At 53.1% G+C, this 21,065-nt stretch carries 16 protein-coding genes; 12 read left to right on the plus strand and 4 right to left on the minus strand.

What is annotated here, in order from left to right:
- Window positions 1–7: 7 nt before the first annotated feature.
- The 4 genes from ABC502_RS12075 (at window position 8) to ABC502_RS12090 (ending at window position 7,920) form a co-directional block, all read left to right on the plus strand.
- Complete coding sequence (locus ABC502_RS12075; RefSeq protein WP_330088743.1) at window positions 8–1,273, plus strand: M43 family zinc metalloprotease; 1,266 nt, start codon at window positions 8–10, stop codon at window positions 1,271–1,273.
- A 39-nt stretch (window positions 1,274–1,312) separates the two neighbouring features.
- Complete coding sequence (locus ABC502_RS12080) at window positions 1,313–2,698, plus strand: alkaline phosphatase (RefSeq protein ID WP_330088742.1); 1,386 nt, start codon at window positions 1,313–1,315, stop codon at window positions 2,696–2,698.
- A 211-nt stretch (window positions 2,699–2,909) separates the two neighbouring features.
- Window positions 2,910–5,666 carry a TonB-dependent receptor gene (locus tag ABC502_RS12085; RefSeq protein ID WP_345916057.1) on the plus strand — a complete coding sequence of 919 codons (2,757 nt, stop codon included), beginning with the start codon at window positions 2,910–2,912 and terminating at the stop codon, window positions 5,664–5,666.
- Window positions 5,667–5,757: 91 nt separating this feature from the next.
- Window positions 5,758–7,920: a winged helix-turn-helix domain-containing protein gene (locus ABC502_RS12090; RefSeq protein WP_345916058.1), complete on the plus strand. Its 2,163-nt coding sequence runs from the start codon at window positions 5,758–5,760 to the stop codon at window positions 7,918–7,920.
- Between the two features lie 36 nt (window positions 7,921–7,956).
- On the opposite strand, the gene ABC502_RS12095 is transcribed toward ABC502_RS12090, so the two are convergent.
- Together ABC502_RS12095 and greB are read right to left on the minus strand one after the other, a co-directional pair.
- The gene (locus tag ABC502_RS12095; protein WP_345916059.1) at window positions 7,957–10,272 is read right to left on the minus strand and encodes a Tex family protein; all 2,316 of its coding nucleotides are present in this window, start codon (window positions 10,270–10,272) and stop codon (window positions 7,957–7,959) included.
- Window positions 10,273–10,400: 128 nt separating this feature from the next.
- Window positions 10,401–10,883, minus strand: a complete 483-nt coding sequence (gene greB / locus ABC502_RS12100) for a transcription elongation factor GreB (protein WP_330088738.1) — start codon at window positions 10,881–10,883, stop codon at window positions 10,401–10,403.
- 181 nt (window positions 10,884–11,064) lie between these two features.
- Here greB and ABC502_RS12105 point away from each other — a divergent pair, with 181 nt between their 5' ends.
- From ABC502_RS12105 to envZ, 3 genes are all read left to right on the plus strand, one after another.
- Complete coding sequence (locus ABC502_RS12105; protein ID WP_330088737.1) at window positions 11,065–11,280, plus strand: hypothetical protein; 216 nt, start codon at window positions 11,065–11,067, stop codon at window positions 11,278–11,280.
- 101 nt (window positions 11,281–11,381) lie between these two features.
- Entirely contained in the window at window positions 11,382–12,107 is a 726-nt protein-coding gene (ompR, locus tag ABC502_RS12110) for a two-component system response regulator OmpR (RefSeq protein ID WP_330088736.1), read from the plus strand.
- Complete coding sequence (gene envZ, locus ABC502_RS12115) at window positions 12,104–13,420, plus strand: two-component system sensor histidine kinase EnvZ (protein WP_330088735.1); 1,317 nt, start codon at window positions 12,104–12,106, stop codon at window positions 13,418–13,420. Before ompR ends, envZ begins: the two co-directional genes overlap by 4 nt.
- Window positions 13,421–13,428: 8 nt before the next feature.
- Here envZ and hslO read toward each other — a convergent pair whose 3' ends face one another.
- Window positions 13,429–14,280, minus strand: a complete 852-nt coding sequence (gene hslO, locus ABC502_RS12120; protein ID WP_345916060.1) for an Hsp33 family molecular chaperone HslO — start codon at window positions 14,278–14,280, stop codon at window positions 13,429–13,431.
- Window positions 14,281–14,287: 7 nt separating this feature from the next.
- Complete coding sequence (hslR, locus tag ABC502_RS12125) at window positions 14,288–14,692, minus strand: ribosome-associated heat shock protein Hsp15 (RefSeq protein WP_330088733.1); 405 nt, start codon at window positions 14,690–14,692, stop codon at window positions 14,288–14,290.
- A 152-nt stretch (window positions 14,693–14,844) separates the two neighbouring features.
- Between hslR and gspC the strand changes: the two genes are divergently transcribed.
- Genes gspC through gspG form a run of 5 tightly spaced genes read left to right on the plus strand, consistent with a single transcriptional unit; the run spans window position 14,845 to window position 21,055 of the window.
- On the plus strand, window positions 14,845–15,768 hold the full coding sequence (gene gspC / locus ABC502_RS12130; protein WP_345916061.1) for a type II secretion system protein GspC: 924 nt from the start codon (window positions 14,845–14,847) through the stop codon (window positions 15,766–15,768).
- A gap of 29 nt (window positions 15,769–15,797) precedes the next feature.
- The gene (gene gspD / locus ABC502_RS12135; protein WP_330088731.1) at window positions 15,798–17,870 is read left to right on the plus strand and encodes a type II secretion system secretin GspD; all 2,073 of its coding nucleotides are present in this window, start codon (window positions 15,798–15,800) and stop codon (window positions 17,868–17,870) included.
- Between the two features lie 35 nt (window positions 17,871–17,905).
- The gene (gene gspE, locus ABC502_RS12140) at window positions 17,906–19,411 is read left to right on the plus strand and encodes a type II secretion system ATPase GspE (RefSeq protein ID WP_330088765.1); all 1,506 of its coding nucleotides are present in this window, start codon (window positions 17,906–17,908) and stop codon (window positions 19,409–19,411) included.
- Window positions 19,411–20,631: a type II secretion system inner membrane protein GspF gene (gene gspF, locus ABC502_RS12145; RefSeq protein WP_330088730.1), complete on the plus strand. Its 1,221-nt coding sequence runs from the start codon at window positions 19,411–19,413 to the stop codon at window positions 20,629–20,631. The genes gspE and gspF overlap by 1 nt, the downstream gene beginning before the upstream one ends.
- Window position 20,632: 1 nt before the next feature.
- Window positions 20,633–21,055 carry a type II secretion system major pseudopilin GspG gene (gene gspG / locus ABC502_RS12150; RefSeq protein WP_330088729.1) on the plus strand — a complete coding sequence of 141 codons (423 nt, stop codon included), beginning with the start codon at window positions 20,633–20,635 and terminating at the stop codon, window positions 21,053–21,055.
- The last annotated feature ends 10 nt before the right edge of the window (window positions 21,056–21,065 follow it).

Consider the following 21,065-nt stretch of genomic DNA (forward strand, 5'->3'; position numbering starts at 1 on the left):
GCAGTGTATGCGGTTGTATTGTTGTGTCATTCTGATGTGGTTGGCATCCTTTATTTTGTTGCAGCTGCCGGTATCTGCCCTGGCAGCAGCATCTATTCCGGTGGTGCACCATGTTAGCCGGGATAGTCAGGGGCAAGAAGCGGTTGTATCGGAGCAAACGATTGCCGAGGCCATGCAGCGATTAAATCAGGCTTTTGCAGGCAGCGGATTGTTTTTTTTCAGCATGGAAATTCGTTACATCGACAGGGATGACTGGTATCAGGGCTGGGATAGTGACAGTTATTGGCAGAGCTTGGATGAGTTGACAGTGTCCAACGCACTCAATGTATTTCACCTGAACTCTTTAAGTGGCAATGGCCGGGCTAACTTCCCGTTCCGTCAGCGTGATTATGTTTTTGTGCGGGCTTCACGCCTGCCTTACACCACTTTGATCCATGAAGTTGGGCACTACTTTGGTTTACTTCATACCTTTAGCAGTTCACGCTTCGGAGCCTTCTGCTGGAACAGTGGCGATTTGCTGTGCGACACCCCCTACGATCCTGTGGAAAGCCGCCGGGATTTCGATCCGCAAAGCTGCGAGTACATAGGAAAGGAGCCATTGGATCCCGTACCTGATGGCCGAAACTTTATGTCACGCGGCCGCTCGGAGTGCCGAACGCACTTCTCGCCCGAGCAGATAAGCCGCATGCAGCACACGTTAATTAATGACCGTTTTTATCTTGGCCATCAGGTAGGGGGAGTTTATCAGCAAAAGATGCCGACCCTGACGGCTTTGCCCTTGTACGAAAGTTTTGAACCCGCACCCTGGCAGCAATTCAGCTGGCTTAATGATGTAGTAACCGATGATGCCAACTGGACAGTAGCCCCTTCAACCGGCACCAGACGCAGTGGGCCCCAGCATGGCGCGGCTGATGGACGACACTTTATTTATCTCAATGGCAGTGTCGGTGCTGGTGCCGTTGCACATCTGCTAAGCCCCTGGTTCCGGCTGGACTCGGAAAATAAGGTGGAGTTTTGTTTTTCCTACCATATGCATGGCGCCACCATGGGGCAATTGCAGTTGCAGCAACGGCAACCGGGAACCGATTGGCACACCCTCTGGCAGATGGCTGGTGAGCAGCATCAGGCAGACAGCCCCTGGAGTCAGAGCTGCATTCAACTTGAGGCCACAGCGGCGTTTCAATTGCGTTTTCGTGGCCAGGTCGGTTCGGGCCGTCACAGCCATATGGCGTTGGATCAACTGCGTTTGCAATCCATCCGGGTACTGCAGTAACGCACGCTGCTGTCCGCGCAGCACACTTAAGGAGAACCTATGAAGATGTCATCTTGTTTGACTGGCTTGCTGGCCAGCTCGCTGCTGCTTGGTTGCAGCTTAACCAGCACTGAGATACCAACGTCAGAGCGACAGGTCGGGGAAGCAACCGCGCCTAAAAACATTATCTTTATGATAGGGGATGGTATGGGGGCCAATTACCTGACGGCTTACCGTTACTACCTGGCTACAGAACCTTCGGCTGAGGTTGCAGCCACTATTTTTGACGAGTTGTGGCTTGGTATCTCGAGCACTTATCCGGCGGATAACACCTTTGTCACCGACTCCGCTGCTTCGGCAACAGCACTGGCAACGGGAGTGAAAACCTTCAATGGTGCTATCGCGGTCGACCAGCAACATCTGCCAATCGGCACCATGATGCAATTGGCCAAGCGGCTGGGGAAAGCCAATGGCATTGTTGCCAGCTCCCAGGTGAACCATGCTACCCCTGCAGGATTTCTGGCACATAACCCAAGCCGGCGTAATTACGATGCCATTGCGGATATGTACCTGGATTACCGGGTCGATGGTCAGATCGTTGCAGATGTGATTCTGGGCGGTGGTACTGAGTATTTTATCCGTGAAGATCGCAATTTGGTGGCTGAGTTTAAAGCCAATGGCTATCAGTATGCTGATAACTGGCAGGACCTGGCCCAGCTAACACAAAAGCCCGCATTGGCCTTGTTGGCGGAAAAAGGCTTGCCATCGGCACTGAACAACCCGGAGCCAAGGCCGCTGGCCCGCTTAACGGAAAAAGCGTTGAAACTGCTGGCACCCAATGAACAGGGTTTTTTATTAATGGTAGAAGGCAGCCAGATTGATTGGTGTGGCCATGCCAATGACATTGCTTGCGCCATGGCTGAAATGGCCGACTTTGCCGAAGCGGTTGCGGTGGCGAAGCACTTTGTTGATCAGCATCCGGATACCTTGCTGGTGATTACGGCGGATCACGAAACCGGCGGCCTGTCGATTGGTGCCGATGGTATTTATGCCTGGTTACCACAGGTGATCATGCAAGTACAAATGACAGCAGCAGCGTTGGCAGAAGAACTTCAGGCGCTGAACAGTGCTGCAGCGTTTTATCAACGCTGGATGGAGCTAACCGCGATTGAGTTGCCTGAAGACGTGCAGGCCTCGCTTTTTGCCGCTCGGACCTTGGATCGGCGGGCTTTCCGCTTTGCGCTGACTGAACAGATCAACCGGGCCAGCCATACCGGCTGGACCACGACTGGCCATACTGCAGCGGATGTACCGGTGTTGGCTTATGGGAAGTGGCAACAAGACTTCGCCGGTTTTCAGGACAACACCGATATTGCCCGGCAACTGATGCAGTATGTGCTGCGCTATGCCGGGAAAAATGATGACAATATCATTTCAACTGATTGATAAATAAACAATAGATATTCAAAAGAGATAGAAGCGGTGTAGAAAAGAGCCTGCAAGCATTGTGTTGCAACCCTGTCGGGTAATGATGGAATGGTCAGTTTTTCTTCATCTCCCTGGAGTGACTGACCAAGCCATCAGGCGGTGGGCAGGCTGCAGTCGCCCGCTTACAAAATAACAAAGCAACAATGTGTATTGAACAGGAACTGAAATCATGACCAGAAAGAAACAACTGACGTGGGCCATTCAGGTGGCGATGGCCGGTGGCTTGCTAGGGCTGGGTACAGCCAGCCCGATATACGCCGCAGACAGCGACACTATCGAACAGACGGTAGAGCGGATAGAAGTCACCGGCTCCAGAATTAAGCGCACGGATCTGGAAGGAGTGGCCCCAGTGACGGTGATCAGCGCTGCAGAGATTGAAGCCAGTGGCTTTACCAGCGTCGAAGAGCTGCTGCAAGCCTCAGTGTTTAACTCTGGCCGTACCATTGAGGGCAATGAAAGCAGCTGGACCCAGGGAGCCAACACCATCAATATGCGTGGTATGGGAGCCAACCGTACTCTGGTCCTGGTTAATGGCAAACGGGTACCGCAATACCCAACGGCAACCGGTGGCTCCAGCAACTTTGTCGATACTTCAACCTTTCCAACCAGTGCCATTGAGCGCATCGAAATTTTAAGTGGTGGTGCTTCGGCGATATACGGTTCCGATGCCATTGGCGGTGTGGTCAATATTATTCTGAAAAGCACCTTTGAGCGTACTCAATTGGATCTTCGTCATGAAAATCCGCAATTAGGTGGGCGTGATAAAAGCCGGGCCACACTCACGCACGGCATGAACAGCCGTCTTGGTCAGACCATGTTTGTACTGGAATACCGGGATGATGAGATGCTGCGCCGTGGCCAGCGCGATTTTACCCAGGTGGGTGGGCCGGATGGCACCGACACTTTCAGCTCTACCTCGGCTTACTTGCGCGATTACAGCCGGGTGTTCCACAACCAGGGGCAGTCGGGTTCTGCGACCACATACATTATGGCCAATGAGCAGCAGTGTCAGGAGCTGTTTGGCAGTTATGGCATCTGGAACGATGACGAAAGTCGTTATAAGTGTCGCTATGATTCGGACCGAGATGCCAGTTTGCATACCGGCAAGAGAGAATGGAACCTAGTGATGAATCATCAGGGAGAGCTGAACTCCGACTGGAGTTACAACATCATGCTGCAGGGCAGTGATCGCGAAACCACCCGGGGGAATGGTCAGAAGAGCATCAGCCCAACCATTTATATGGATAGAGACAACCCTGGTGTTTACAGCTACGATGCCAGCGACTTTGAGCGCAGCCGTGAATTCCGGGTATACCGCCGGTTGGATGACTACGGCCAGCGCCGTGATTACACCGGTTTGCAAAAAAGCCTGAACAGCTCCATTGGCCTGCAGGGGCGCATTGGCGACTATGATCTGGAGCTAAGCTGGGCCTATGGCAAAAGCACTTTCGAGCGTATTGGCCGCAACCAGATGCGGGCTGATCGTCTGCTTGAGGTGATTAGTTTTGATCCGGCCGACTCGGCCAACCCGGATAAATGGTACCCGCTGGATAAAATGACACCAGCTCAGGTAGAACATTTATACGCTGAAACCCTGACCGATGCAGGCTCTGGCATGAACCAGCTTTCTGCAGTGTTAACCGGTGATTTATTTGAATTGCCCGCAGGCACTGTGCAATTTGCCTGGTCGGCCGAATGGGCGCGGGAATGGTACTTTGATCACAAAGACGAGCATACCCTGAACGATAATCTGTTGGGACAGGGGGGCACGCAAGGCCGCGGTGATCGCAAGCGGTATGCAACCGCCGGTGAGCTGGCATTGCCATTGCTGGATCAGCCTGGCGGTTGGGGGCAGCTGGAAGCCAGCCTGGCACTGCGCTATGACCGTTATGATGATCAATCCGATGTTGGCGGGGCTTTAACCCCACAAGCTGGCCTGGTGTACCGGCCGACCGAGAATACCTTGTTCCGTCTTAATGGCGGTAAAAGTTTTCGGGCGCCGGATTTGCATCGGTTGTATGCTGGCCCCAGCCGTTCATTTACCAGTACCAATCAACACATCGACCCAAACCATCCAGCGGATGTGACCGATCAGTTTGAGTCCATTACCGCCGGTAATGTTGATTTGGAAGAGGAAAAAGGCAAATTTTTTAATCTTGGCGTAGTGGCTCAATTGACCGACGATCTTAGCATGAGCCTGGATTACTGGCGCATCTCGTTAACAGGGGCTGTTTATCGGGAGTCGGTACAGCGGGTGCTGGAGAACCCGGCTTATGACATGACGGGCCAGGCCAGTAATTGCCGTGAGTTGGAAAGCCTTGGTTACATCATGCAGCAGCAACAAGGCAATGACTATCTGGATATCTTGTGTGTGCGCCGTGGTGAAATCAATAGTTCGTATGAAGCATCGCAAGGTATAGATTTTGAAGTCGAGTACCGGATGGATTTAGGCGACTATGGTCGACTGCGCTGGAAAGCAGATCTTTCCCATACTCTGAAGAAAGAATACCAGTCCTTTGCCGAAGCCGAGCGCATTGATGAAACCAAAGATGACTATCTGCCAGCCTGGAAAGCGGGCGCCTCGGTGCGTTACAGCCTGAATGATTTAAATCTGAACCTGAGCTGGCACTATCTTGGCAGCGCCGAAGGCTGGCATACCTGGACTTTGCGTGACGAGGATAACAATGCATACACCGAGCGGGTATGGAGCAAGTTAGCACCTTACACCAGGGTGAATCTTAATGGCAGTTATCAATTTAATCGCAATTTGCGTTTGACACTGGGTATTAATAATTTAACCAATACCATGCCACCGCAGTATGTCGAAGGACACCCCAGCCGGAACAGCCAACCGTACTTCCGCACCAACAGCGGCTACAATGTGGTTGGACGGACCTTTTATGGGGCCGTACGGTATCAGTTCTGATCACCAGTGCCAAGGCTCCCACTCCGGGAGTCTTGGCAACCTCAGTGATTGCTGTTGTTGAGAGGGGCAGGAAAAATTGTTACAGTCTGCCATGTTAACCGACCTACAACCTCTGGTACCCATACAGCCGATGAGCAGTTGCTTTTATCTTGGTGCTATTTTGGTGGATCAAGCCAGCCTGACCTTATCTGATGGCAAGGCTGAGCCCGTTTGTATGCAGCTCAAACCGATAGAGGTCCTCGCATTTTTGGCACAACAGTACCCGCGGCTGGTCAGTCGGCAAGAGCTGATTGACTCAGTATGGGCGGGAAACAACTATGTGGGTGAGAAAGCCCTGACCAATGCCATCTGGCAATTGCGGCATCAATTGCAGCAAATGGGCCTGCCCGATTGCATCGTAACGGTGCGGAAAAAAGGCTATCGGCTGGATATAGCCCCGCACTTTACCGCTGCAGCATCCAACATGAATGGGCAGCCCCAGAGCCGGCCAGCGGTCCAAGTACAAAGTGGACCTGAGGCATCCTGGTGGCGCTGGTGGCCCTTGGGAGCTGGGGTGTTGTTGGCAAGCTTGCTCTGGTGGCAGTGGCCATTTTCCGGAAACTCTGAAGCCGGCAAGCCGGCACCTGCCTGGCAGCTCGATGCCATTACCCGGGGTGATGGCCGGGCCATGTATCCGGCGTTAAGCCGGGATGGTCGTTTGCTGGCATTCAGTTGGCAAAAAATTGATCAGGCAGCCAATCTGTACCTGGTGGAACTGAGCCGTGCGAATGATTTTAAGCAACTGACGTTTGGTGAAAACCGCGATGGTGCCATGGTGTGGTCACCGGATAATCGTTACCTCTATTACTCCAGCCGCAGACCGGTAGACGGGGTCTGCGCCATTAAACGCCTGGATGTGGTGACGCTGAATCAGGAACCGTTAGCCAGTTGCAGCCGGCATAGCAGGGTCTATCTGGATGTATCACCCGATGGGCGTTATCTGGTATTTAGCGGGCCTTATACCGATGAAGGCAACAGCCTTTACCAGCTGGATCTGCTGAATCCAGAAGCCAGGGTAGAGCCTATTGCCTGCCAGAACCACTGCGATGCCCGGGTGCGGGATCTGGCATTCTCACCGGATGGACAGCAGCTGTTGCTAACCCGCCGGTTGCACCGCTTATCGGAAGAGCTTTTTGTCCGCAACCTGACCACCGGCGATGAACGCCAGTTAACCTTTGGGGAAGAGGATATTATTGGTATCAGCTGGCATCCCGCAGGGGATAAGGTGCTGTATGCAGCCTTGCATCATGGGCAGCGGCAGGGCTTTGTGCTGGACTTAGCAAGTGGTACCACTACCAACCTTGGGTTGGAAGACTTTGGTGGTCAAAGCCGGATCTCTGCCAGTGGGGAGGTTTTCTTTCACAGCATGAGCAGTGCGCCCCAACTGGCATATCTACCGATCAATCCGCGTTTGGTCAGTGCACTGTTTCCACTGACGGTATCGGATAACCGTTTTGAAAATCCGCATTACAACAGCAAGCGCGGTGCTCTGGTATACATCAGCAATGAATCGGGTTACTCCGAAGTATGGATGGCAGATGCTTCGATGCAGAATCGCCGTCAACTGACTTTTTTACAAAGCAGGGTGAAATACCCCCGTTGGTCGCACTCAGGAGATCAGGTCGCTTTTGTAGCTCGTTTCCCTGGGGAAGATCACGATACCCTCACCTTGCTGGAGGTGGCGACCGGCAAGTTAACCAGTTTAAACACCGGGCTGCGTTGGCATGTGCGGCCTAGCTGGTGGTACGACGACAGTGCTGTGATCTTTAGTTCCAATCGCAATCTATACCGCTTTGATCGCCATGACCAAAGTGTGCAACAACTCACTTTTCAGGGCGGCTTGTTGGCTCAGATGTGGGATGCTGAGCGGCTGCTTTTCACCAAAGGGCGTAACCTGGGCTTGTGGCAACTTAGCGCCGATGGGGAAGAGTTGCAGCTGCTAAGTGGCGAAGACTTTACCTCAAGCTACGCCTGGACCGCAGACAGCAGCGGCCTGTATTTTCTGCAGCAAAGCACCGAGCAGTTGGTGCTGCGTTATCTGGATTGGCACAGTGGTATCCTGACCGATAGGATCCAACTGTCGCCAGAGCAAATCAGTGAGAACAACACCTTTAGTTATGCGGCCGATGTGCAGCGGCTCTATCTGGAAATTGATCAGCAACCCCGAGTGGATATTATGCGGTTGCGCCATAGCTTGTTAACTGCAGCGGAGTAACCCGGGTGGTATCTGTGTCGATACCACCCTGGCTTGTTACTTCTTCAGTTTTGCCAGCGCATCGGCAAAGGCATTGCCCATAGCTGCGTTGGCGGGAGCTGCTGTTTTCGCTGGCTTGGCAGCACGTGGCTGTTGGCTTTTTCCTTTGCTGGCCGGGGTTTTTGCTGCTGTGGCCTGACCCGGTTGCTCGTCCATTCGCATGGTCAGGGCGATGCGTTTGCGTTCTTTGTCCACATCCATCACTTTGACTTTAACGATATCACCGGCCTTGACCACTTTGTGTGGATCACTGACAAAAGTGTCGGACAAGGATGAGATATGTACCAGACCATCCTGATGTACGCCAATATCAACAAAGGCGCCAAAGTTGGTAACGTTGGTGACTACACCCTCCAGCAGCATGGCTGGCTTCAAGTCGTCGATGGTGTTGATACCTTCTTTGAAGCTGGCCATTTTAAATTCGGGGCGTGGGTCCCGGCCCGGTTTCTCCAGCTCTTTTAAGATGTCACTAATGGTAGGGATCCCAAAGTGGGCATCGGCAAAGTCCTCGGGTTTCAGTTTGCTGATAAAAGTACTGTTACCCAGAATGTCCTGCACCGACTTTTGATGTTGCGCCAGTATTTTTTCTACCACCGGGTAGGCTTCCGGGTGCACACCGGAGCTGTCCAGCGGATTGTCGCCAGCGCTGATACGCATAAAGCCGGCGGCTTGTTCAAAAGCTTTAGGGCCAAGGCGGGCTACTTTCAGCAACTCTTTGCGGTTATTAAAGCGACCATGTTGTTCCCGGTGCAACACGATATTTTGCGCCAGGGTTTTATTCAGGCCAGCTACCCGGCTCAGCAGGGGAACGGAAGCAGTATTCAGGTCGACACCAACGGCGTTCACACAATCCTCTACCACAGCCTCGAGTGATTTGCTGAGCAGGCTTTGGTTCACATCGTGCTGGTACTGACCCACCCCTATGGCTTTCGGTTCAATTTTTACCAGCTCGGCCAATGGATCTTGCAGCCTGCGGCCAATGGAAACAGCGCCACGGTAGGAAACGTCGAGATCCGGAAATTCCTGAGCGGCAAACTCTGAAGCGGAATAAACCGAAGCACCAGCCTCCGATACCATGATCTTGGTCAGTTTCAGTTCCGGATGCTTTTGCATCAATTCAGCGACCAACTGGTCGGTTTCACGCGATGCTGTCCCGTTGCCAATAGCAACCAGCTCTGGTTTAAATTGCTGACAAAGGTTCAGCAGGGTGCGCAGCGACTTGTCCCAGTGGTTTTGCGGCGCATGCGGGAAAATGGTCTGGCTGCTTAGTAATTTGCCGGTTTCATCCAGCATCACTACTTTGACACCGGTACGCAGGCCTGGGTCCAACGCCATGGTTGGCCGCAGGCCAGCTGGCGCGGCCATCAGCAGGTCTTTCATATTGCGGGCAAACACTTTGATGGCCTCTGCTTCGGCGCGCTCACGCAGCTCACTGAGTAGATCATTTTCCAGATGCAGATAGAGTTTCACTTTCCAGGTCCATTGCGCCACGGTCTGTAAAAAGGCATCAGCTGGCCGGCCTTTGTTGCTCAGATTAAAGTGGTTAACTACCAGCGCAATGCAATTGGCATGCGCCTGGGCTTCGTCACTGTCGGGCAGTAGTTGCAGCTGCAAGAAGCCTTCATTACGGCCGCGGAACATGGCCAGTGCACGATGCGATGGCAGTTGACGCCACAACTCGCTATGCTCGAAGTAATCGCGGAACTTAGCTCCTTCTTTCTCTTTACCGGCAACAAGGCTGCTTTTTAGCACGCCGTGCTGGCTTAGCTGCTGGCGCAACCTGGCCAGCAGATTGGCGTCTTCGGCGAAGCGCTCCATCAAAATGTATTTGACTCCCTCCAGCACCGCTTTGCTGTCGTTGTAACCGGCTGCTGCATTCAGGTAACTGGTTGCCTGCTGTTCCGGATCCTGGTTAGGATCGGCCAAAATGGCATCAGCCAATGGCTCCAGGCCGGCTTCAATCGCCATCTGGCCTTTGGTGCGACGTTTGGGTTTGTAAGGCAGGTACAAATCTTCCAGCCGGGTTTTGTTGTCGGCGGCCAGGATCTCCTGTTGCAGCTCGGCACTTAGCTTGCCCTGCTCGGAGATGGTTTTTAAAATCAGCTGACGTCGTTCTTCCAGTTCGCGTAAATAAGACAAACGCTGTTCCAGCGTCCGTAACTGGGTGTCATCCAGGCCGCCGGTCGCTTCTTTGCGGTAACGGGCGATAAAGGGCACAGTGGCGCCATCATCCAGCAATTGAATGGTCGCCAGCACCTGCTCGGGGCGGGCAGAAATTTCGGCAGCAATTTGTTGTTCAAGCTTTAAGGTCATGCGTGATTCCTGTAGCCAGCCGTAGGGGGGCTGGTGTCGGCCTGGGATAAGCAGGCAGTTGTATAATGAAAGTGGCTAAATTGTCCCTGTTCTGACAGGAAAAATCCAATGGCAAATGCTTAACCTGACTATACCTGTACAGATTCATACTCTATTGCATTGATATACCAGCGTTTATTGCCTGTTGGTGTGGCAACGACAACTTCGTCATCTACCTGTTTTTTGAGCAAGGCTCTGGCCATGGGGGCGTCGATGGAAATGTAATCCCGTCGGCCATAGATTTCATCTGGCCCCACAATGCGGAACCTGCGTTTTTCTCCGTCATCATTTTCGACCTCTACCCAGGCACCAAAGAAAACCCGTCCTTCTTGTTCTGGTGCGTAATCAACCGGGCGCAGTACCTCCAACCGCTTGCGCAAAAAGCGCACGCGCCGGTCAATTTCTCTCAACTGTTTCTTATTGTACTGGTAATCTGCATTTTCACTGCGATCACCAAGGCTGGCAGCCCAACTGACTTTTTGGGTGACCTCGGGGCGCTGCACCCGCCAGAGTTGATCCAGCTCCTGCTGAAGCTGCTGGTAACCCTGCCGGCTGATTAAGTTTGTTCTCATAGTAAAGCGTACTGTGGTAGGTGGATGACAGACACATTAAGACTAGGTGGGGGCAGGCAGCGACATTTTAAAGCGGTTTATCTTGGCCAAATGGCTATTTGTCACAATCGTGGGTGGCAATGGTCGGATGCTCAAAAAATGAACTATACTGAAAGTGGAGCCGCCATCCTGGAGGTGCAAGATGAAAAAGCTTTGCGTTGTTTTACTACCCCTGTTGTTACTGATTGGCTGTGCCAGCACGCCAGTTACCGAATATGTCTGGGTGAAAGACTATGAGCGGATGCAGCAGATCGAAACATCCAGCCGTAATAGTGCTGTGCCCAATCAATTGATGTGGATAAATCCACCTATGAAAAAAGTGCCACGTGCAGAGTGGGAGCAACAGCACAAGCAGTAACACAGAACCTGGAAAAATCTTGTAACACTGTTTTCATAACCCGGGGCTTACCCCGGGTTTGTTTTGGTTTATAGTGGCAAAAAACGGCTGGGTACTAGGGTATGACGACGGAAACCACAAAAATTCTGGTTGTAGACGATGATGTACGCTTACGCGCATTGCTGGAGCGGTACCTGGTTGAGCAAGGCTTTCAGGTACGGGCAGTGGCCGATTACGAGCAGATGGTGCGGGTAATGGAGCGGGAACATTTTCACCTGATGGTACTGGATTTGATGTTACCTGGTGAAGATGGCCTGAGTATTTGCCGCAAACTCCGTCAGCAAGACAATCAAATTCCGATCATTATGCTGACAGCTAAAGGCGATGAGGTTGATCGCATCATCGGCCTGGAAATGGGAGCCGACGACTACCTGCCAAAACCATTCAACCCCCGGGAACTACTGGCTCGGATCAGGGCGGTGTTACGGCGCAAAAGCAAAGAGTTGCCCGGCGCACCGGCGCAGCAGGAAAGCATCGTTGCGTTTGGTCCTTTCCGCTTTAACCTGGCCACCCGGGAAATGCGCAAGGGAGAACAACTACTACCGCTGACCAGTGGTGAGTTTGCTGTGCTAAAAGTACTGGTTAGTCACCCACGTGAGCCTTTGTCGCGGGATAAACTGATGAACCAAGCCAGAGGCCGGGATTATTCCGCAATGGAGCGTAGCATTGATGTGCAGGTATCCAGGCTGCGGCGTATGCTTGAAGACGATCCTGCCCATCCGCGCTACATTCAGACCGTTTGGGGCCTTGGCTATGTATTTGTCCCGGATGGAGCCGTCAGCTCGTGAGGCTATTGCCAAAAAGTGCCTTTGGTCAAACCGTTCTATTGATAGGTTTATTGCTGCTGATTAATCAGTTGGTGTCGTATGTGACCGTCGCTTTTCATGTGATTAAGCCGACGGCACAACAAATCAACCATTTGATTGCCAAGCAAATTAAAGTGGTATTTATTGACTTTAATCAGGATGAGCCTTTGCTTACTGAAGCCATGGCTGAGCGCTTTCAGCAAGCAACCGACATCGACATTTATCCGGAAGCGCTGGCCGAAGCGCATGGTTTGCTCAACGCGCGCTTTTACCAGTTTATGTCGGCTGATATGTCAGAAGAGTTGGGAGGGCCAGCCGAAGTCAGAATTGAGCAGGGGGAGCAGCTTGCGTTCTGGGTGAGGGCACCGCAGGCACCGGATTTTTGGATCCGTATTCCACTGGCAGGCCTGGACGAAAGCAACTTTTCTTTGCTTACGTTTTACCTGTTAATGATTGGCTTTTTGAGTGTGGCGGGCGGTTGGTGGTTCGCCAGAACGCTTAACCGTCCTCTGAAAAGCCTGCAGCAGGCGGCGCTGCGCGTTGGCCAGGGTGAAATACCGGAGCCTCTGGCTGAAAAAGGTTCCAGTGAGATCCGTGCCGTGACCAGAGCCTTCAACCAGATGGCCACCGGCATCAAACATCTGGAGCAGGACAGAGCCTTGTTAATGGCGGGTGTATCGCACGATCTGCGTACTCCGCTAACCCGTATCCGGCTTGCCAGCGAGATGTTGCCCGAGCAGGATGCCTGGATCCGTGATGGTATTATCAATGATATCGAAGATATGAATGCCATCATCGATCAATTTATGGATTACATCCGTCACCACAAAGACGAAAGCCTGCAGTGGGTCTCTTTGAATGACTTGATCGAAGAGCTGTTGGAATCGGAGCATTTGCAGCAGCGGCAACTGCTGCATGAGTTGGCTGCCGGCCTGCCTAAGGCACCACTGCGGCGTATTGCCATCAAGCGGGTATTAAATAATTTGCTGGAAAATGCGCTGCGCTACAGCAGTGGCGATATTGAAATCAGCACTGGCTTCGAGCGAGGTCGGCGCATGGTATTCCTGCAGGTACGGGACCACGGTCCAGGTATCCCCGAAGCCAACATGCAGACGATGTTTGAACCTTTCACCCAGGGCGATAGCGCCAGGGGCTCCGGTGGCTCGGGCCTTGGGCTTGCCATCATCAAAAAAATCATCGATATGCACCACGGTGAAATCACCCTGCACAACCATGCTCATGGTGGCCTGGTTGCGCGGGTGTACCTGCCGCTCAAGGCAAAGTCTGACCGCTGAGCGAAAGACTACTGGATAGACAGCAGCAACTGGCTAAGATCGGTTGCATCAAACCGGTAGTTGGTCAGGCAGTATTCGCACTGAATCTCCAACTGGCCTTCGGCCATGTGCTCCTGGATCACCCCAGCGCCCAGATTGATAATGGCAGACTCACATTTTGTGCGGGAGCAGCCACATTCAAACCGGACTGGCTGCAACGGGAAGGCTTCGACCTGCTCTTGATGGAACAAGCGGTGTACCACTTCAGCTGCGGGTAACTGCAGCAGCTCATCGGCGGTAATGGTATCGGCCAGAATCACCAGCTCATCAAAGTCCTGGCGCGACTTCTCTTGCTCTACCGGCAACACTTGCAACAGCATACCGGCGGCCTTCACCTGCTCCGATTGCATATCGGTATACAAATAGACACGGGTAGGCAATTGCTCGGACTGAATAAAGTAGGCTTCCAGGGTTTCTTTTAAGCTGTCACCTGTCAGCGGAATGATACCCTGATAGCGTTCGCCCTGATGGGGGGTGATGGTGACCAGCAAATAACCATCGCCTACCAGTGCTTTTAGGCCTTCGCCCTGCACTTCGGACTGCAGACGGACCACGCCACGAAACACTTGTTGGTCGCTGCCATTGACGGTGGCGTAGCGAATGGGGCCGTTGCCTTGCAATTGAACTGAAATATCCCCTTCAAACTTTAAGGTGGCGGTAAGCAAACTGGTAGCCGCTACCATCTCGGCCAGCAGTTGTTTGACCGGGTAAGGGTAATTGTGGTTTTGCAGCATCTGCTGCAGGCTACCGGCTAAATCGACAATTTCACCGCGAACATTGCGGTCTTTAAACAGAAATCGGAATAAGGTATCTGAACTCATAGGGCTCTCATTGCTGGGATTTGAGCAGCAGCAATTGCCGCCGCATCTTTTTGTCGGGCTTGGTTTCAGGGTGCGGCGCAAACAAACTATTGGTTTTGCGCAGTTCAGCACGCTCTTGCCGCAGGGCCAGGCTGTCGCTGCTCTCTTCATACAGGGCTTGTGCCAGAGGAGCCGACAGCCGCTTTTCGGCTATTCCCGTAACCCGTACGGTTTTCTCATCGTAGCCTTGCGCCAGTTTAATGGTGGCGCCAATTTCTACCAATTTGCTGGCTTTGCAGCGCTGACCATTATAATGCACTTTGCCGCCATCGATCATGCTTTTTGCCAGGGTTCTGGTTTTGTAGAAACGGCAGGCCCACAGCCATTTGTCCAATCGTACACTTTGTGGTTGCTGGCTTTGTGTTGTGTTCATCATAATCCTCTGGTCGCTTGCTCTCATCTGTTATACAGTAGGTCAGTTGCACCGGGCTTGCAGTTAACAAGCTGTGAAACTTTGTCGTGCCCCTTGTTGTCTGAGCGACAACTCAGTAAGATGAGCCGTCTTCTATTATAAGAATATGACCGATGAATTGGCAGTCCCTTTCCTTACAATTGAATCAACATATTCAGCGTTTGCCACAAGCACTGCTTAGCCGTGTGTTGGCTGTCGTTCTGGTGTTGCTGCTGGGCTGGCTGCTGGCTCGCCTGAGCTGGCAACTGCTCCCACAGCCTGCGGCGGAACCCTGGCAGGTTGCAACCGGTCAAAGCACAGCGCCCTCAGGCCGCAGCACCGATTTGCAACGCCTACTCAGCTTTTCCTTATTCGGTAAAGTGAGTGCACAGCCCGAAGTGCGGCCGGAGCCGGTAGTGACCGAAGCCCCGAAGACCCGGTTGAATGTCAAGTTAACCGGTCTGGTGTCGGGGGTGAATCCGAACGAAGGCAGTGCTGTGATCGAAAGCCGTGGCTCCGAACTGGCGTATAAGGTAGGGGAGAAAATTGAAGGCACCAATGCTACCTTGTACCAGGTATTTAATGATCGGGTCTTGCTGCAGGTGACGGGGCGTTTTGAAACTCTGATGCTGGATGGCATAGAGTTTACCCGTATTGCCGAAGCCAACCTGGGCCTGGGACGGCAAGATCAGGACGAGGAGCCACAGATGATAAGCCCGCAGCCGGAGGCCCCATCCTTGGATCAGGCCGAGCTGGCAGCGCAGCGTGAAGTGCTGCTGGCAGAGCCAAGCCGCTTTTTCGATTTTATTCGTCCTACCCCGCATCACCGGGACGGGCAGCTGGCCGGTTTTCGCCTGATGCCAGGCCGGGATCCGGGGCTTTTCCAGCGACTTGGTTTCCGGCCAAATGATCTGGCGGTAGAAATCAATGGTACACCTTTGACAGATTTACAGCAGGCCAATCAGGTGCTTGGACAATTGCGCGAAGCAACCGATGCTTCGGTGCGGGTAGAACGGGATGGTGAACTGATCGACATTCAGTTTAACCTGTCCCAATAATAACGATTCAGCAGATGGTGATAGTCAACATGCAGTCAGGGTCTTTTATTACACGGCTTGGCCGTAAACTTGCCGTAGTCAGTTTGGCTGCCGCGCTTAGCTTTTCCGTGTACAGCAACGATGAGGTGATGTATTCGCCGAATTTTCGGGGCACCGATATCAATGAGTTTATCAATATTGTTGGCATGAATCTGGAGCGCACCATCATTGTCGAGCCTCAGGTGCGTGGCCGGGTCAATGTGCGCAGTTACGAGATGCTGAATGCCGAGCAGTACTACCAGTTTTTTCTGAATGTGCTGGAAGTCTATGGCTTTGCCGTGGTGGAAATGGAAAGCGGCATTTTGAAAGTGGTACGGGCCAAAGACGCCAAAACCTCCAATATCCCGGTGGTTGGGGATGAGAATCCCGGAGTGGGCGATGAAATGGTCACCCGGGTGGTGCAGGTACGAAATGTCTCGGTGCGTGAACTGGCCCCCTTGCTGCGTCAATTCAGCAACCAGGCCGGCAGTGGCCATGTGGTGAACTACGATCCCTCCAACGTGATTATGATGACCGGACCGGCTGCGGTGGTCAATCGGCTGGTGGATATTATTCAGCGGGTCGACAGAGCGGGCGATCAGGAAGTCGAGATTATCCGGCTGAATTATGGTTCAGCCAGCGAAATGGTGCGGGTGCTGGAAAGCATTTACCGCTCGCAGGGCCGCGGTGAGCAACCGGATTTCCTGATCCCGCGCATTGTGGCCGATGAGCGCACCAACAGTGTGGTGGTCAGTGGGGAACCCCAGGCCCGGCAGCGGGTGGTGGAGCTGGTGCGCCGGCTGGATGCCGAGCTGGAAACCAGTGGCAATACCCGGGTGTTTTACCTGAAGTACGCTAAAGCGGAAGAATTGGTACCGGTATTAAAAAGCGTTGGGGAAAGCATTGTCAGCGAAGTGGCAGGCTCACAGCAGCAACAACCACAAGGACGGCGCAGCACCCAGGGGCGAGGCGTCAGCATTGAGTCCCATGCCGACAGCAATGCGGTGATTATCACCGCCCAACCGGACTTGCTGCGCTCACTGGAAGAAGTCATTCGCCAGCTCGATATTCGCCGCGCCCAGGTACTGGTCGAGGCCATTATTGTCGAAGTCTTTGATGGTTCCGGCACCGATTTAGGGGTGCAGTGGATTCATGCTGAAGGTGGCGGCACCAATTTCCGCACCGGCAATGTGGTACCTATTGTCGATGTTGCTGCTGGCGCTGCGGTGGCATCGCAAATTACTCGCGGCACTATTACCAGAACGAGAGATCCTGTTACTGGTGAACTTTTTGACACTGTGACGCAAGACTCTCCGCGGGATTACTCGGTACTGGCACAAGCGCTACAAGGCCTAAACGGCGCCATGCTGGGTGTGTACAAAGGCAACTGGGGGGCTTTACTGCAGGCAGTGCGGACCAGCACCAATTCCAATATTCTGGCCACGCCGCATATTACCACCATGGACAACCAGGAAGCCTTCTTCCTGGTCGGTCAGGAAGTGCCGGTGATTACCGGCTCTACCACCGGCTCTAACAACACCAACCCCTTCCAGCAGGTGAACCGGCAGGAAGTGGGTATTAAGCTGAAAGTGACACCGCAAATCAATGAAGGCGATGCGGTGCAACTGATGATAGAGCAGGAAGTCTCCAGCATAGGGGGTGCCACGGCAGTCGATATCACCATCAACAAGCGGGAAATTCGCACCTCGGTAATGGCGGATGATGGTGCTGTGGTGGTGCTGGGTGGTTTGATTGATGAAGATGTGCAGGAAAGTGTGTCCAAGGTACCAATCCTGGGGGATATTCCGGTGCTGGGCCACTTATTCAAGTCCACCAGTGTCAGCAAGCGCAAACGCAACCTGATGGTCTTTATCCGCGCCTCCATCGTGCGCGATGGCGCGACCATGTCCAGCATTAGTCAGCGCAAGTACAATTACATTCGCGCCGAACAAATGATCCGGGATGAGCGAGGGATCCCGCTGATGCCACGTACGCCTCAGACCGTTTTGCCAGAATGGGATGACAGCCTGATTTTACCGCCCAGCTTTAATGAGTACCTGCAGCAGGAAGGGAAGCGCGACTGATGAGTGATGTGTTGACTCAGGAGCTTGATGAGCTGATGGATGATGAGATAGTGGAGGTGCAACCGGTCAGCACCCGCATCCGCCTGCCTTTTGCCTTTGCCAAGCGTCATGCAGTATTGCTGCAGCAATTGCCGGAGGGGTTTGTGCTTTCGGTGCAGCCGGCTACTAAGCCCGAGGCGGTGCTGGAAGTAAGACGGATGCTGAGCGAACCTTTTCGTATTCAGAAACTGGGCGCCACTGAGTTTGAAAGTCTGCTTGAAGCCAGTTATCAGCGGGATTCCTCGGAAGCCCAGCAAATTATGCAGGACATCGGCAACGAGGTAAATTTAGCCTCGCTGGCAGAAGATATCCCGGAAACGGAAGACTTGCTGGATAACGAAGACGATGCGCCCATTATCAAGCTGATCAACGCCATGCTGGGTGAGGCCATCAAGCTGGGGGCTTCCGATATCCATGTTGAAACCTTTGAAAAAGCCCTGGTGGTGCGCTTTCGGGTCGATGGTATCTTGCGCGAAGTACTACGGCCAAACCGTAAGTTATCCAGCCTTTTGGTGTCGCGTATTAAAGTTATGGCCAAGCTGGATATTGCGGAAAAACGGGTGCCGCAGGATGGCCGTATCAGTTTAAAAATTGCTGGCCGGGCGGTGGATGTACGGGTTTCGACCATGCCATCCAGCCATGGTGAGCGGGTGGTATTGCGTTTGCTGGATAAAAACACCTCCCATCTGAATCTGGCCGACCTGGGTATGACACCAGCCATTCAACAGCAATTTTCCAAACTGATTTTAAAGCCTCATGGCATTTTACTGGTAACTGGCCCCACCGGTTCTGGTAAAAGTACCACCCTGTATGCCGGCCTTACCGAAATCAATACCAAAGATCGCAATATTCTGACGGTGGAAGATCCCATCGAATACGAGCTGGAAGGCATCGGCCAAACCCAGGTCAATACCAAAGTGAATATGACCTTTGCCCGCGGGCTGCGGGCTATTTTGCGACAGGATCCCGATGTGGTGATGGTAGGTGAAATCCGCGATCTTGAAACGGCGCAAATAGCGGTACAGGCCAGCTTAACCGGCCACCTGGTGATGTCGACCTTGCACACCAATACTGCTGCAGGAGCCATTACCCGGCTGGAAGATATGGGGATCGAGCCTTTCCTGTTGTCATCCAGCTTGCTGGGTGTGTTGGCGCAGCGGCTGGTGCGTACCTTGTGTCCGCACTGCAAAGAGGCCCATAGCCCGGACAAAGAAGAGCGTAAGCTGCTTGGGGTCGAGAAAAAGGATGAGGCCATTATCTACCGGGCCACCGGCTGTGACCAGTGCAATTTTACCGGCTACCGTGGCCGGACCGGTATTCATGAACTCCTGGTGATTGATGATCACAGCCGCGAAATGATCCACAACCGCGAAGGTGAACAAAGCATTGAAAAGTATGTGCGGCCAAATTGTCCCAGTATCCGCCGTGATGGTTTTGATAAGGTGCTGGCCGGCCAAACCACGCTGGAAGAGGTGCTGCGCGTCACCCGTGAGGATCTGTAGTGGCAGCGTTTAGTTACCAGGCGCTGGATAGCCGCGGCAAAAAAAGCAAAGGGGTATTGGAAGCCGATAATGCCCGCCAGGCTCGCCAGCTGCTGCGCGAGCGCAAGCTAACCCCGCTGGCGGTGGAGCTGGCATCCAGGCAGGAGAAATCAACCGCCAGCAGCAAAAGTTTTTTTAAACGCTCCATTCCAACCGCCGATTTGGCACTGATTACCCGTCAGTTGGCGACCTTGGTGGCAGCCGCCTTGCCGATTGAAAATGCCTTGCTGGCGGTGGCTGAGCAGTGCGAAAAGCCACGCCTGAAAAATATGTTGATGGGTGTGCGCTCCAAGGTGGTAGAAGGCTATAGCCTGGCCGAAGGGCTGGCCGAGTTCCCGCATGTGTTCGATCATTTGTACCGCTCCATGGTGGCGGCGGGTGAAAAGTCCGGCCATCTGGATCAGGTACTCAACCGGCTGGCCGATTACACCGAGCAACGTCAGCATATGCGCAATCAAATTCTGATGGCATCCATTTATCCGGTGGTGATGGTGATGGTGGCAATCTCGGTGATTGCAATTTTGCTGGTAGCGGTGGTGCCACAAATTACGGAACAGTTTGAGCATATGGGGCAACAACTGCCACTGCTTACCCGCGTGATGATTGCGGCCAGCGACTGGGTACGCGATTACGGTATTTGGTTATTGCTCGGGATATTATTGCTGGCTGTGCTGGTCGAACGGTTATTGCGTCGGCCACAGATGCGTTATCGCTACGATCAGTTGATTTTGCGCAGCGCCTTGTTTGGCAAGGTGATCCGCAGCATCAATACCGCCCGCTTCGCCCGCACCCTTAGTATTTTGAATGCCAGTGCGGTGCCTTTGCTTGAAGCGATGCGCATAAGCGGTGATGTACTGGGCAACAGTTATATGAAGCAGGCGGTGGCGGATGCAACTTTGCGGGTGCGGGAAGGTAGCTCGTTGCGCAATGCGCTTGAGCAAACCAAGCTGTTTCCGCCGATGATGCTGCATATGATCGCCAGTGGCGAGAAAAGCGGTCAACTCGATACCATGTTAATCCGCACAGCGGATACGCTGGATCGGGAGTTCGAAATGACCATGACGGTGACACTGGAAATTTTCAAGCCGGTGGTGGTGATCACCCTGGCGATCCTGGTTTTTTTAATTGTACTGGCAATTTTGCTGCCGATTTTAGAACTTAATCATATGGTAGGTGGGTAATATGAACAAACAGCAGGGTTTTAGTTTATTGGAACTGATGGTGGTGATCGTCATTTTAGGCATCATCGCCAGCCTGGTTGTGCCCAATGTGATGGGCAATAAAGAAGAAGCGGATCGGCAAAAAGCCGTGGTTGATATTCAGCAGTTGGAAAATGCACTGGATATGTATCGGTTGCGCAATGGTTTCTATCCAACCAGCGAGCAAGGCTTACGGGCTTTGGTTGAGCCTGCAACCACAGAGCCGGTACCACGCTCCTTCCCGGAAGGTGGCTTTATTCGTCGCTTACCGCGGGATCCCTGGGGCCGCGATTATCAACTGGCAAGTCCGGGCCAGTTTGGCCGCATTGATGTGTTTAGCATGGGGCCGGACGGCATTCCAGGTACCGACGATGATGTCGGCAACTGGGACATTGACAAGCAATAAATTCAGAGCC

The sequence above is a fragment of the Alkalimonas sp. NCh-2 genome (assembly GCF_039631345.1).
Classification (GTDB): Bacteria; Pseudomonadota; Gammaproteobacteria; order Enterobacterales; family Alteromonadaceae; genus Alkalimonas; species Alkalimonas mucilaginosa.